The organism is Pseudomonas sp. MS01C9 (assembly GCF_058202755.1).
Genome location: NZ_CM177073.1, coordinates 2,874,125 through 2,888,529 on the forward strand (window position 1 = coordinate 2,874,125; position 14,405 = coordinate 2,888,529).

The window sequence follows — 14,405 nt, forward strand, 5'->3', positions numbered from 1 at the left end:
GGAGCAATAAATGACTGCCTTGAACCTGATTCCCGGCCAATTGAGCCTGGCTCAATTGCGCGACATCTATCAACAGCCGGTGACCCTGAGCCTGGACGCCAGCGCTTCGGCGCAGATCGAAGCCAGCGTTGCCTGTGTGGAGCAGATCCTCGCCGAGAACCGTACTGCCTATGGCATCAATACCGGTTTCGGCCTGCTGGCCTCGACCCGCATCGCCAGCGCGGACCTGGAAAACCTGCAGCGTTCCCTGGTGCTGTCCCATGCCGCCGGCGTGGGCGAGCCCATCAGCGATGCGCTGGTGCGGTTGATCATGGTGCTCAAGGTCAACAGCTTGAGCCGGGGGTTCTCCGGGATCCGCCGGCAAGTGATCGATGCGCTGATCGCCCTGATCAATGCCGAGGTCTATCCGCATATTCCGCTCAAAGGCTCGGTCGGTGCGTCCGGTGACCTGGCGCCCCTGGCCCACATGTCCCTGGTGCTGCTGGGCGAAGGCAAGGCCCGCTACAAGGGCGAATGGTTGCCGGCCGTCGAGGCGCTGAAAGTGGCCGGCCTCGCACCGCTGACCCTGGCCGCCAAGGAAGGCCTGGCGCTGCTCAACGGCACCCAGGTGTCCACGGCCTTTGCCCTGCGTGGCCTGTTCGACGGCGAAGACCTGTTCGCCGGGGCCCTGGCCCTGGGCAGCCTGACGGTGGAAGCGGTGCTCGGTTCGCGCTCGCCGTTTGACGCGCGCATCCACGCTGCCCGTGGGCAGAAAGGCCAGATCGACGTTGCTGCGGCGTATCGCGATCTGCTGGGCGAGCGCAGTGAAGTCTCCGATTCGCATCACAATTGCGACAAGGTCCAGGACCCGTACTCCCTGCGTTGCCAGCCGCAAGTGATGGGCGCCTGCCTGACCCAGTTCCGTCAGGCCGCCGAGGTGCTGGTGATCGAGGCCAACGCGGTGTCGGACAACCCACTGGTGTTCGCCGCCGAAGGCGACGTGATCTCCGGCGGCAATTTCCACGCCGAGCCGGTGGCAATGGCTGCTGACAACATGGCCCTGGCGATCGCCGAAATCGGTTCCCTGAGCGAGCGCCGTATCTCGCTGATGATGGACAAGCACATGTCGCAACTGCCGCCGTTCCTGGTGGGCAATGGCGGGGTGAACTCCGGCTTCATGATTGCCCAGGTCACCGCGGCGGCCCTGGCCAGCGAGAACAAGGCGCTGTCCCACCCTCACTCGGTGGACAGCCTGCCGACCTCGGCCAACCAGGAAGACCACGTCTCCATGGCGCCGGCCGCCGGCAAGCGTTTGTGGGAAATGGCCGAAAACACCCGTGGGATTCTCGCCGTGGAATGGCTGGCGGCCTGCCAGGGGCTGGACCTGCGCGGCGGCCTGAAGACCTCCGCGAAACTGGAGCAGGCCCGCGGGCTGCTGCGTGCAGAAGTGCCCTTTTATGAGAAGGACCGCTTCTTCGCGCCGGACATCAATGCCGCCAGTGAGTTGTTGGCGAGCCGTTGCTTGAACGAACTGGTCATGGCGCAGTTGTTGCCGAGCCTGTAAGGGCCTCATCGCGAGCAGACTCGCTTCCACAAGGATTTCTGATGAACTCAAAACCTTGTGGGAGCGAGCTTGCTCGCGATTCGATTTTGAATGCGACGAGGAAACCGGGATGAAAACCCTCTGGCAAAACTGCCACGCCGCCACCATGGCCCAGGGCGTCTACTCGATCATCGAAGACGCCGCCATCGTCACCCAGGGCGAGCATATTCAATGGATCGGTCCCCGTGCCCAGCTGCCGGCGGGTGACTACCCGGCGGTCACGGACCTCAAGGGCGCCTGGGTGACCCCGGGGCTGATCGACTGCCATACCCATACGGTGTTCGGCGGCAACCGCAGCGGCGAATTCGAGCAGCGCCTGCAAGGCGTCAGCTATGCCGAAATCGCCGCGGCCGGTGGCGGTATCGCCAGTACCGTGCGTGCCACCCGGGCCGCCAGTGAAGACGAGCTGTTCGCCAGCGCCGCCAGGCGCCTGGAAAGCCTGATGCACGACGGCGTGACCACGGTGGAAATCAAGTCCGGCTACGGCCTGGACCTGGCCAGCGAGCGCAAGATGCTGCGGGTCATCCGTCGCCTCGGCGTCGAACTGCCGCTCAGCGTGCGCAGCACGTGCCTGGCGGCCCACGCCTTGCCGCCGGAGTACGTCGACCGCGCCGACGACTACATCGAGCACATCTGCGCCGAGATGCTCCCGGCCCTGGCGGCCGAAGGGCTGGTGGACGCGGTGGATGCCTTCTGCGAATACCTGGCCTTTTCCCCGGCGCAGGTCGAGCGCGTGTTCATCACGGCCCAGCGATTGGGCCTGCCGGTGAAGCTGCACGCCGAACAACTGTCGTCGTTGCACGGCTCAAGCCTGGCGGCCCGGTACCAGGCGTTGTCGGCCGATCACCTGGAGTTCATGACCGAAGACGATGCCAGGGCCATGGCCGAGGCGGGCACCGTGGCGGTGTTGCTGCCGGGCGCGTTCTACTTCCTGCGTGAAACCCGGCTGCCGCCCATGGATGCCTTGCGCAAGCACGGGGTGAAGATCGCAGTGGCCAGCGACCTCAATCCCGGCACCTCGCCGGCCTTGTCGCTGCGTCTGATGTTGAACATGGCCTGCACCTGTTTGCGCATGACACCGGAAGAGGCCCTGGCCGGGGCGACGATCCATGCGGCCCAGGCCTTGGGCATGGCCGCCAGCCACGGCTCCCTGGAAGCCGGCAAAGTCGCGGATTTTGTCGCCTGGCACATCGACCGCCCGGCGGATCTGTCGTACTGGCTGGGTGGCGAACTGGAAAAACGCGTCGTGCGTCACGGCGTTGAAATCGATTGAGGAGAGCGGTTGTGGAAAAGGTCCTGAATTTCAAGCAAGGGCGCGTGCCGCTGTTGATCAGCATGCCGCACGCCGGCCTGCGCCTGACCCCGGCGGTGCAGGCCGGATTGATTCCCGAAGCCCAAAGCCTGCCAGACACCGACTGGCATATTCCCAGGCTCTACGAGTTTGCCTCTGAACTGGGCGCCAGTGTCCTGGCTGCCGAATATTCGCGGTTCGTCGTCGACCTGAACCGCCCCTCCGACGACAAGCCGATGTACGTCGGTGCTACTACCGGCCTGTACCCCGCGACGCTGTTCAACGGCGTGCCGCTGTTTTGTGAAGGCCTGGAGCCGTCCGCCCAGGAGCGGGCGACGTATCTGCAGCAGATCTGGGTGCCCTACCATCAGACCCTGCAACAGGAGTTGGCCCGGCTCAAGGCCGAGTTCGGCTATGCCCTGTTGTTCGATGCCCACTCGATCCGCTCGGTGATCCCGCACCTGTTCGACGGCAAGCTGCCGGACTTCAACCTCGGCACCTTCAACGGCGCCAGTTGCGACCCGACACTGGCCAGCCGGCTCGAAGCCATCTGCGCCGAGCACGGCGGCTTCACCCACGTGCTCAATGGGCGTTTCAAGGGCGGCCACATCACCCGGCACTACGGCAACCCGGCCCAGGACATCCACGCCGTGCAACTGGAGCTGTGCCAGAGCACCTACATGGACGAGTTCGAACCGTTCAACTACCGCCCGGATCTGGCGGCGCCGACCCAGGTGGTGCTCAAGCAATTGCTGGAAGGCTTGTTGGCGTGGGGGCGGCAGGCTTACAGAAAATAAACACCGTGCGGTACTGCTGTGGCGAGGGGATTCATCCCCGCTGGGTCGCGAAGCGGCCCCAAACGGATGTCTTCCTGTGACTTGACTGGTTGGACTGGGAGCTTTCGGGACTGCGGTGCAGTCCTGCGGGGATAAATCCCCTCGCCACAGGATTGTGTTTGTCCTTGAGCCACGTAAGGGAACTGTCGCCACCGTGCAAAACCGAGTCGCCACAGGTCACCTTTACCCCCTCGGCGCTGCGTACTGTTTCGGTACGGTGCACAAAGACACCGGCCCACAATAATCCGCTGCCGCCGAGACCTTCCCGATGAAAAGACTGTTCAAGCGCTGTCTATCGATCTTCTGCGGTACCGTCATGCTGGGCACCGGGGCGATGGCCGCCGAGCCGGCGTCCTGCCAGACCGTGCGCATGGGCGTGGTCAACTGGACCGACGTGATCGCCACCAGCGGCGTGGCCGATGTCCTGCTCACGGGCCTGGGGTATGAAAGCAAGCAGACCAGTGCTGTGCAGCAGATCATCTTCGCGGGCATCCGCGACAAGCGCCTCGACATATTCCTGGGCTACTGGAAGCCGGCAATGGACAAGAACATCGCCCCGTTCCTGGCCGCCAACCAGGTGAGGGTGCTGGAAAAGCCGAGCCTGGCCGATGCCCAGGCCACCCTGGCGGTGCCTGACTATGTGGCGGCGGCGGGGCTCAGGACGTTTGCCGACATCGCCCGGTTCAAGGACCAGTTGAGTGGCAGGATCTATGGCATCGAGCCGGGCAGTGGGGCCAACACCACCATCAAGACCATGATCGAGACCAACCACTTCGGCCTCAAGGACTTCAAGCTGATCGAGTCCGGTGAGGCGGGCATGCTGGCGGCGGTACAGCGGGCCGTGAATCGCAAGGAATTCGTGGTCTTCGTCGGCTGGACCCCGCACCCGATGAACATCAACATGAACATCACCTACCTGACCGGCAGCGAAGATGTCTATGGGCCGAACGAAGGTGCTGCCACCGTTTCCACCGTGACCGCGCCGGACTATGCCCAGCGTTGCCCGAACGTGAACCGGCTGCTGGAAAACCTGACCTTCACCGCCGCCCAGGAAAGCCAGCTGATGGTGCCGATCATGGAGCGCAAGACACCCCAGGACGTCGCCCGGCAATGGTTGCGGGACCATCCCGAAGACCTCCAGCGCTGGCTGGCCGGCGTGACCAGTTTCGACGGCAAGGACGGCGTGGCGGCGGTGCAGGCCAGTCTCAAGCCATGATGCCTCATCATTGAGGCGTCCTACCCAAGGATATATCTGGTGGTCCCCTGTCATGGCTTATCCACTCTCCCCGGCAATGTCCGCCTTCGTCCGCAAGACCCGGAGTTTCAGCAGCCCGGACGGCGGCATCGCCGGCATGCGCGAGGGCTACGGCCGGATGTGCCGGGCGTTCACCCCGCCGCGCCCGGAAGGGTTGATGGTCGATGATTTTGAGCTGGCCGGCGTGGCCGTGCGGGTTTATCACCCTCGGATCGAGCCACCCTGCGAAGGCTGGCCGTGCATGCTCTACCTGCACGGAGGCGGTTGGGTGGTGGGGAACCTGGACTCCCATGACTTCATCTGCATGGAACTGGCGGCCGAGCTGGGGATACTGGTGCTGGCGGTGGACTATCGCCTGGCCCCGGAACATCCATTCCCGGCGGCCTTCGAGGATTGCCTCGACGTGTGGCACCGGCTGGCAGCCGCTCCTCTTGCCATCGATCCCAGGCGCCGGTGGGTGGCCGGGGACAGTGCCGGGGGCAACCTCGCTGCTGCGATTTGCCTGGCCCTGCGTAATGGCGGTCAGCCGCTGCCCCAGGGCCAGGTGCTGATCTACCCCGCCCTTGGCGGCCCTGCCGACTTGCCCTCGCGCCGCGAATGCGCCGACGCGCCCCTGCTGAGCAGCGACGACCTGGACGACTGCCAACAGCTTTACCTGGGCGGCGCCGCGCCGTCGCCCTACGCCATGCCATTGCTCGCCGCCGACCTGGCTGGCCTGCCGCCGGCGCTGGTCATCGTGGCGCAATGGGATCCGCTGCGTGACGACGGCATCCTCTACAGCGAGCGGCTGAACGCCGCAGGAGGCAATGCCGTGCTGTATGTCGGTGACGGTCTGGTCCACGGCTGCCTGCGTGGCCGCAACCAGGTGCCGGAGGTCGATCGGATGTATCGCACGCTGCTGGCATACCTGGCTGACACGCTTTGACTTCGCGGGGACATGCTCATTAAGGTAATTCGGGTTTATGATGCCGGACGGCAGACTAAATAGAAGTCCCCACAGGGATGACTCGACCCCTTACGGAGCGCGCAATGCAGACTTTGTACCCGCAGATCAAACCCCATGCCCGGCACGATCTGGCTGTCGATGACACCCATACGCTCTATGTCGATGAAAGCGGCTCCCCGGAAGGACTCCCGGTGGTGTTCATCCACGGTGGTCCGGGTGCGGGCTGCGATGCGCAGAGCCGTCGCTACTTCGATCCGAACCTGTATCGCATCGTCACGTTCGACCAGCGCGGCTGTGGTCGCTCCACCCCCCATGCCAGCCTGGAGAACAACACCACCTGGGATCTGGTCGAAGACCTGGAGCGCATCCGCAAGCACCTGGGCATCGATAAATGGGTACTGTTCGGCGGCTCCTGGGGCTCGACCCTGGCCCTGGCCTACGCCCAGACCCATCCGGAACGGGTGCATGGCCTGATTCTGCGCGGGATCTTTCTCTGCCGTCCGCAGGAAATCGAGTGGTTCTATCAGGCCGGCGCCAGCCGCCTGTTTCCCGACTACTGGCAGGACTACATCGCGCCCATTCCGCCGGACGAGCGCGACGACCTGCTCAGCGCCTTCCATAAACGCCTGACCGGCAACGACCAGATCGCCCAGATGCACGCGGCCAAGGCCTGGTCCATCTGGGAGGGCCGGACCGCGACCCTGCGTCCGAACCCGCTGGTGGTCGATCGCTTCTCCGAGCCGCAGCGTGCCCTGTCGATCGCCCGGATCGAGTGCCATTACTTCACCAACAATGCGTTCCTCGAGCCCAACCAGCTGATTCGCGACATGGGCAAGATCGCTCATTTGCCGGGCATCATCGTGCATGGTCGCTACGACGTGATCTGCCCCCTGGACAACGCCTGGGAGCTGCACCAGAACTGGCCCAACAGCGAGCTGCAGGTGATCCGCGATGCCGGTCACGCCGCGTCGGAGCCGGGCATCACCGATGCACTGGTGCGCGCCGCCGCGCAAATGGCCCGGCGTCTGCTCGACCTGCCGCCTGAAGAAGCGTGAAGGGCCTGTTGCAACGGGTCCGCGGCGCCCGGGTCGAAGTGGCGGGAGAAATTGTTGGCGCCGTGGACCAGGGCCTGCTCGTATTGGTGGCGGTCGAGCCCGGGGATACCCGGGCCAGCGCCGACAAGCTCCTGCACAAGCTGCTCAACTACCGGGTGTTCAGCGATGCCGACGGCAAGATGAACCTGTCCCTGGCGGATGTCGGTGGCGGTTTGCTGCTGGTGTCGCAGTTCACCCTGGCGGCGGATACCCGAAGCGGCTTGCGCCCGAGCTTTTCATCGGCCGCGCCGCCAGCATTAGGGGAAGAGTTGTTTTCTTATCTGGTTACCCAGGCGAAACACGTGCATGGCACTGTGGCATCAGGTAGATTCGGCGCCGACATGCAAGTGCATCTGGTAAATGATGGCCCGGTAACCTTTTTGTTACAGGTCTGAAAGTGTTTGAAACACCTTTTCAGGCTGTTTTCGAGGTTAAACGGGGAGTTTTCTCGATAAATACTTTGTTGCCCCTGATGCGTTGTCACGCGGCCTGCTAGATAATCGCGCGCTACGGGGGATCGGCGTTCGCCGGTCCATTTGACTTTAGGTAGAGACTTGTCCTGGACCGTTTGGGGAATCATTTTGTCCCATCGGAGTCGGAACAATGCTCGCCAACTTGGCAAGAGTGCTCCGCAAGGTCGGTTTTTCAATGCCGTTACCAAGCGGATACCTTAACTGGCCGTTGGTTTCTTGATCTGTTTTCGGCGAGGGTTGCTCGTGATTGTTAGTCCCTGTAATGCACCAAAAATGTCTGCCAAACGGTTTAAAAACGCTCTGGTAGCGGGCTCTGCCCTGTTGTGCCTGCTTGGCGCCGGCCAACTGTGGGCATTCAGCCTGGATGATGTGTCGGCGAAGGCTCAGGAACTGGCCGGGCAAAAATTCGAAGCCCCGCGCAGCAACCTGCCGAACGAATTTCGCGATATGAAATTCGCCGACTATCAAAAAATCCGTTTCCGCACCGAAAAAGCCGAGTGGGCCGACCAGAAGACGCCGTTCCGCCTGTCGTTCTATCACCAGGGCATGCATTTCGACACGCCGGTGAAGATCAACGAGATCACAGCGACCACTGTCGACGAGATCAAGTACGACCCGACGCGCTTCGATTTCGGTGACGTGCAGTTCGATCCCAAGGCCACCGAGCAGCTGGGCTACGCGGGCTTTCGCGTGCTGTACCCGATCAACAAGGCCGACAAGCAAGACGAAATCATGACCATGCTGGGCGCAAGCTACTTCCGCGTCATTGGCAAGGGCCAGACTTACGGCTTGTCCGCCCGTGGCATGGCCATCGATACCGCGTTGCCATCCGGCGAGGAATTCCCGCGTTTCCGCGAGTTCTGGATCCAGCGCCCGAAACCGACCGACAAGCATCTGGTGATCTTCGCCCTGCTGGACTCGCCTCGGGCCACCGGTGCCTATCGCCTGACCCTGCGTCCGGGTACGGACACCGTGGTTGATGTGAAGGCGCGCATGTTCCTGCGTGACCGTGTCAGCAAGCTGGGTGTTGCCCCGCTCACCAGCATGTTCCTGTTCGGCGCCAACCAGCCGTCCAAGGTACTCAACTATCGTCGCGAACTGCACGATTCCAGCGGCCTGTCGATCCACGCCGGCAACGGCGAATGGATCTGGCGTCCGCTGAACAATCCCAAACACCTGGCCGTGAGCAACTTCTCGGTGGAAAACCCGCGTGGTTTCGGTCTGCTGCAACGTGGCCGCGACTTCAGCCACTACGAAGACCTGGACGACCGCTACGACAAGCGTCCTAGCGCCTGGATCGAACCGAAAGGCGACTGGGGCAAGGGCACCGTGGACCTGGTGGAAATCCCGACAGCCGATGAAACCAACGACAACATCGTTGCGTTCTGGAGCCCGGAAAAGCTGCCTGAGCCTGGCCAGCCGCTGGACTTCTCCTACCGCCTGCACTGGACCCTCGACGAAGCCAGCCTGCACTCGCCGGACAGCGCCTGGGTCAAGCAGACCCTGCGTTCCACGGGTGACGTGAAGCAATCCAACCTGATCCGCCAGCCGGATGGCAGCGTGGCCTACCTGGTGGATTTCGAAGGTCCTTCGCTGCAAGCGTTGCCGGAAAACGCCGAAGTGCGTAGCCAGGTGAGCGTCGGCGACAACGCCGAAATCGTCGAGAACAACGTTCGCTACAACCCCGAAACCAAGGGCTGGCGCCTGACCTTGCGCCTGAAGGTCAAGGATCCAAAGCAGGCTACCGAAATGCGTGCGGCGCTGGTCCGTCCGCTGACGCCTGTCGAAGCCCCTGCCGCGTCGCATGCCGTGACCACGACCCTTGCCAAGGCAGACAAGGTTGCCAAGCAGCAGAGCGAAAAAGAGAAAGAAAAAGAGAAAGAACACGCCAAAGAAGTCGCAACGACCGTCAAGGCGTCCGCCGCCGTCGAGGCGACCCCAACCCCGCAGGAACCGGAACCGACTGAGCAAGTCCTGACCGAGACCTGGAGCTATCAGTTGCCAGCCGATGAGTAATACTCCAGTACAGCCAGAGACGCTCAGCGAATATCTGGCCCATTTGCCAATGACCGACGAGCAGCGCGCCGAGCTGGCGGGCTGCTCTTCCTTCAGCGAACTGCATAAACGGCTTTCGTCTTCGACATTCGATGAGCCCGGCGAAGCGGCACAGGCTTCGGTTGGGCGGCGTTTGACCCTGAGCACTGCCGAAGAGCTGGAAGACGCCGAAATGCTGGCACTGGATGCCAGTGGTCGTGTGTGCCTGAAGGCGACGCCGCCGATTCGTCGTACCAAGGTCGTGCCGGAGCCTTGGCGCACCAATATCCTGGTACGTGCCTGGCGGCGTCTCACCGGTCGCACCAACCCGCCGAAGCCGCCCAAGGACGCACGCGTGCTGCCCGAGGCGCGCTGGCGTACCGTGGGGTCGACCCGTCGCTACATCCTGCTGCTGTTGATGCTTGGCCAGACCATCGTCGCCGGCTGGTACATGAAGGGCATCATGCCGTACCAGGGCTGGTCGCTGGTGGACCTGGAGGAAGTGCTGCACCAGCCGCTGTCGCAGACCGCCACGCAAGTGCTGCCATACGCCTTGCAGACCAGCATCCTGATCCTGTTCGGTATTCTGTTCTGCTGGGTGTCGGCCGGTTTCTGGACCGCCCTGATGGGCTTCCTGGAGCTGCTCACCGGGCGCGACAAGTATCGTATCTCCGGGGCCAGTGCCGGCAACGAGCCGATTCCCAAGGATGCCCGTACCGCGCTGGTCATGCCGATCTGCAACGAAGACGTGCCGCGGGTGTTCGCCGGCCTGCGGGCGACCTTCGAGTCGGTGGCCGCCACCGGTGACCTGGATCGCTTCGACTTCTTCGTGCTCAGCGACAGTAATGAAACCGATATCTGCGTGGCCGAACAGCAAGCGTGGCTGGACGTCTGCCGCGAGGCCGGTGGCTTTGGCAAGATCTTCTACCGCCGCCGCCGCCGTCGCGTGAAACGCAAGAGCGGTAACCTCGACGACTTCTGCCGTCGCTGGGGCAGCGATTACAAGTACATGGTGGTGCTCGACGCCGACAGCGTCATGAGCGGCGAATGCCTGACCAGCCTCGTGCGCCTGATGGAAGCCACGCCGGACTCCGGTATCATCCAGACCGCGCCGAAGGCTTCGGGCATGGACACGCTGTATGCGCGCATGCAGCAATTCGCGACACGGGTCTACGGTCCGCTGTTCACCGCCGGCCTGCACTTCTGGCAGTTGGGCGAATCCCACTACTGGGGACACAATGCGATCATCCGCATGAAGCCCTTCATCGAGCATTGCGCCCTGGCGCCATTGCCCGGCAAAGGTGCCTTCGCCGGTGCGATCCTGTCCCACGACTTCGTCGAAGCGGCACTGATGCGCCGTGCCGGCTGGGGCGTGTGGATTGCCTATGACCTGCCGGGCAGCTATGAGGAATTGCCGCCGAACCTGCTGGACGAACTCAAGCGTGACCGTCGCTGGTGCCACGGCAACCTGATGAACTTCCGGCTCTTCCTGGTCAAGGGCATGCACCCGGTACACCGTGCGGTGTTCCTGACCGGGGTGATGTCCTACCTGTCGGCGCCCCTGTGGTTCTTCTTCCTGGTGTTGTCCACTGCGCTGCTGGCGGTCAATACGCTGATGGAGCCGCAGTACTTCCTCGAACCGCGCCAGCTGTATCCGTTATGGCCGCAATGGCATCCGGAGAAGGCCATCGCGCTGTTCTCGACGACCATCGTGCTGCTGTTCCTGCCCAAACTGCTCAGTGTCGTGCTGATCTGGGCCAAGGGCGCGAAGGAGTTCGGTGGCAAGTTCAAGGTGACGCTGTCGATGTTGCTGGAGATGCTGTTCTCCATGCTGCTGGCACCGGTCCGGATGATCTTCCACACCCGTTTCGTATTGGCCGCGTTCCTCGGCTGGGCCGCCACCTGGAACTCGCCGAAACGTGACGACGACTCGACGCCCTGGAGCGAAGCGGTCAAGCGCCACGGTCCGCAAACCTTGCTGGGCTTCCTCTGGGCGTTGCTGGTCATCTGGCTGAACCCCAGTTTCCTGTGGTGGCTGGTGCCGATCGTCGGCTCGCTGATGCTGTCGATCCCGGTCTCGGTGATCTCCAGCCGCGTGGGCCTGGGCTTGAAGTCGCGCGATGAAAGCCTGTTCCTGATCCCGGAGGAGTACGCTCCGCCACAGGAACTGCTGTCGACCGACCAGTATGCCCATGAGAACCGCTGGCATGCGCTGAACGACGGCTTCATTCGTGCGGTCGTCGACCCACAGCAAAACGCCCTGGCGTATGCCTTGGCCACATCGCGGCACGGCAAGGCCGAGCCGATCGAATGGCTGCGGGGCGAACGCGTTCGCCATGCCCTGAAGGTCGGTCCGGCCGGCCTCAGCAATGCCGAGCGCCTGGCGCTGTTGAGCGACCCGGTCGCCCTGTCCCGCCTGCATGAGCAGGTCTGGAGCGAGAGCCATCCCGAGTGGCTGGCAGCGTGGCGTGAGTCGGTCAATGCCGATCCTCATGCGCCGTTGCTACCGCTTCAGCCGGTCAGTGCCCAGCCTCAACTGGCCTGATGCACAAAAAGCCCCGCTTCTGAAAGGAAGCGGGGCTTTTTGTTGGGCCCAGGATTTGGAGCGCACCGGTGGTTGTGGCGAGGGAAACCATCCCCTCGCCACATCCGCACCTGGCTTCCCCTGGCCAGTCAGACTATGGTCGAGGGTCGACGCTATCCAGCGCCCGGTTTGCCAGCAAACTACCGAGCTCGATCAGTCGCTGGATGCCCAGGGCAACACGGCATTCACCACACATCCCTATGGGAGGGCGCTTGCTCGCGAAAGCGGTGGGCCGGTTTGCAGGGGTGTTGGATGTGCCGGCGTCTTCACGGGCAAGCACGCTTCCCATAGGATGCACCGGGCGAGGGCGCCCAGGACGGGCGCCTCGCTACGAGGGGATCAAACCTTGAATCGCCCCACCAGCGTCTGCAAGTGCACGCCCAATCGCGCCAGTTCGGCACTGGAGGCGGCGGTTTCTTCGCTGGACGATGCCGTTTGCTCCGAGACATCGCGCACGTTGAGCACGCTGCGGTTGATCTCCTCGGCCACGGCGCTCTGCTGCTCGGCGGCGGCAGCGATCTGCTGGTTCATCGACTGGATGGCCGAGACCGTGCGGGTAATGTTCTCCAGGGAACCGCCGGCGCGGCGGGTCAGTTCGACGCTGCTGTCGGTCAGGCTGCGGCTGTTGTCCATGATGGTCGCGACCTGCTCGGTGCCGTTCTGCAGCCCCAGGATCAGCTCTTCGATTTCCTCGGTGGACTTCTGGGTGCGCTGGGCCAGGCTGCGGACTTCATCGGCGACCACTGCGAAACCACGTCCGGCTTCACCGGCGCGGGCGGCCTCGATGGCGGCGTTGAGCGCCAGCAGGTTGGTCTGCTGGGCCACGGACTTGATCACGTCCAGCACGCTGCCGATCTTGTCGCTTTCGCGCTTCAAGTCGCCCATGGCGGCGGTGGAGTTGCCGACTTCCAGCGCCAGACGCTCGATCTGGGCGATGGCTTCGCCCACCACCTTGTCGCCTTCACGGGCCTGCTGGTCGGCGGCGACGGCAGCCTCCGAGGCTTCCTCGGCGTTGCGTGCCACTTCCTGCACCGTGGCGGTCATTTCGTGCATGGCGGTGGCAACCTGATCGGTCTCCACTTTCTGGCTGTTGACGCCGGCACTGGTTTGCTCGGTCACGGCCGAAAGCTGTTCGGCGGCGCTGGCGATCTGAGTGACGCCTTCGCCGATGCCCCCGATCAGTTGCCGAAGGCCCACGGTCATGCTTTGCATGGCCCGTTGCAGCTGGCCGAGTTCGTCGCGGCGATCGGAGGTGAGGTTGTGGGTCAGGTCACCGGCGGCCACGCGTTCGGCCACCGTCAGCGTCTGGGCCAGCGGGCCGACGATCTGCCGGGTAATGAAGGTGGCGGCAATCACCCCGAACAGCAACGCCAACGCGGCAGCGGCAATCAGGACGGTCTTGGCCTGGGCCGCGTCGTGGTCACGCACGGCGGTCTGGGATACGGTCAGTTTCTGGCTGGCGTCGATCAACACCTGGCCTTGCTCGGTCATGCGCTGTTGCGCGGCGGCGTTGTCGATCTGCGAGTCGCGGAACTGGGCCACGGCCGCGCGATAGAGATTGAACGAGTCGTTGGCCTGCTGCAGGTTGGCGGCGTGTTCGGCTGGCAACTGATCGGGCAGGCGTGCAAGCAGCTTCAGGACGTTATCGATGGCATCGAGGGCAGGTTGCTGGGCATCGCTCTTGCCGCTGTAGGTGTAGCCGCGAACCTGGTAGCGCGCTTGCTGGATCGCTTTGCTCAGGGTGACCACGCTATTGAACTGAGTGACATCGCCGGCTTGCAGCGCCGCTTTCTCCACTTCGGCGACGCGGGCCACGGCGTTGTCGGCGCTGGCGCCCAGCTTGCTGCGTGCATCTTCACGGTTGACGGTGGCCCGGGTCATCAGGGCAAAGGCGCCCTTGTATTCGGCGACGGCGGCCAGTTGCTTGTCGATCAGCGCCACATCGGCCGGTTGTTCGATCAACTGGCGGGCGGTATTGAGCCCGGCTTCCAGCTTGCCAAGCAGGTCGTTGACCTGCTGCGGCCCTTTCTCGCCCCGTGTGGTGTTGTAGTCGATGCTCGCCAGGTTCAGGTCCTTGCTCAAGTCGTTGAGACTGGCAATGAACCCCAGCTTGTCGCCCCGGCTGATGACATTGCCCAGGCTGCTCCAGCCGGTGAAGGCAATCATCAACGTGAGGAACAGCACCAGGCCGAAGCCTGCGCCGAGTTTGCGATTAACGCTTACATTTCCAAGCCACCGGAACATGCTGTCACTCCCCTGGAGCATTGAATTGGTTTTATGGGGACTGTATCGGCGGCTCGGCAGGGATCT

At 63.5% G+C, this 14,405-nt stretch carries 10 protein-coding genes and 1 pseudogene; 9 read left to right on the plus strand and 2 right to left on the minus strand.

Annotated features, from left to right (window positions below; translation table 11 throughout):
* Window positions 1–10 precede the first annotated feature (10 nt).
* From hutH to mdoH, 9 genes are all read left to right on the plus strand, one after another.
* On the plus strand, window positions 11–1,543 hold the full coding sequence (hutH, locus tag AC1M7R_RS13160) for a histidine ammonia-lyase (RefSeq protein ID WP_123596339.1): 1,533 nt from the start codon (window positions 11–13) through the stop codon (window positions 1,541–1,543).
* 109 nt (window positions 1,544–1,652) lie between these two features.
* Entirely contained in the window at window positions 1,653–2,855 is a 1,203-nt protein-coding gene (hutI, locus tag AC1M7R_RS13165) for an imidazolonepropionase (RefSeq protein WP_072397951.1), read from the plus strand.
* 11 nt (window positions 2,856–2,866) lie between these two features.
* Window positions 2,867–3,670 (plus strand): N-formylglutamate deformylase, encoded by an 804-nt coding sequence (gene hutG / locus AC1M7R_RS13170; RefSeq protein WP_072431673.1) that lies wholly within the window; start codon window positions 2,867–2,869, stop codon window positions 3,668–3,670.
* 307 nt (window positions 3,671–3,977) lie between these two features.
* Window positions 3,978–4,925, plus strand: a complete 948-nt coding sequence (locus tag AC1M7R_RS13175) for a choline ABC transporter substrate-binding protein (RefSeq protein ID WP_072459095.1) — start codon at window positions 3,978–3,980, stop codon at window positions 4,923–4,925.
* A 52-nt stretch (window positions 4,926–4,977) separates the two neighbouring features.
* The gene (locus AC1M7R_RS13180) at window positions 4,978–5,889 is read left to right on the plus strand and encodes an alpha/beta hydrolase (RefSeq protein ID WP_256681478.1); all 912 of its coding nucleotides are present in this window, start codon (window positions 4,978–4,980) and stop codon (window positions 5,887–5,889) included.
* 104 nt (window positions 5,890–5,993) lie between these two features.
* Window positions 5,994–6,965: a prolyl aminopeptidase gene (gene pip, locus AC1M7R_RS13185; protein WP_072397954.1), complete on the plus strand. Its 972-nt coding sequence runs from the start codon at window positions 5,994–5,996 to the stop codon at window positions 6,963–6,965.
* Window positions 6,962–7,399 (plus strand): D-aminoacyl-tRNA deacylase, encoded by a 438-nt coding sequence (gene dtd, locus AC1M7R_RS13190; RefSeq protein WP_072397955.1) that lies wholly within the window; start codon window positions 6,962–6,964, stop codon window positions 7,397–7,399. Before pip ends, dtd begins: the two co-directional genes overlap by 4 nt.
* Window positions 7,400–7,750: 351 nt before the next feature.
* Window positions 7,751–9,493 (plus strand): glucan biosynthesis protein G, encoded by a 1,743-nt coding sequence (locus AC1M7R_RS13195; RefSeq protein ID WP_165887942.1) that lies wholly within the window; start codon window positions 7,751–7,753, stop codon window positions 9,491–9,493.
* Window positions 9,486–12,056: a glucans biosynthesis glucosyltransferase MdoH gene (gene mdoH / locus AC1M7R_RS13200; RefSeq protein WP_490610453.1), complete on the plus strand. Its 2,571-nt coding sequence runs from the start codon at window positions 9,486–9,488 to the stop codon at window positions 12,054–12,056. The genes AC1M7R_RS13195 and mdoH overlap by 8 nt, the downstream gene beginning before the upstream one ends.
* A gap of 133 nt (window positions 12,057–12,189) precedes the next feature.
* Here the strand turns inward: mdoH and AC1M7R_RS13205 are convergent.
* Together AC1M7R_RS13205 and AC1M7R_RS13210 are read right to left on the minus strand one after the other, a co-directional pair.
* A pseudogene (locus tag AC1M7R_RS13205) lies at window positions 12,190–12,273 on the minus strand (DUF6124 family protein); the annotation flags it as partial.
* 161 nt (window positions 12,274–12,434) lie between these two features.
* Window positions 12,435–14,339: a methyl-accepting chemotaxis protein gene (locus AC1M7R_RS13210; protein WP_072397957.1), complete on the minus strand. Its 1,905-nt coding sequence runs from the start codon at window positions 14,337–14,339 to the stop codon at window positions 12,435–12,437.
* Window positions 14,340–14,405: the final 66 nt, after the last annotated feature.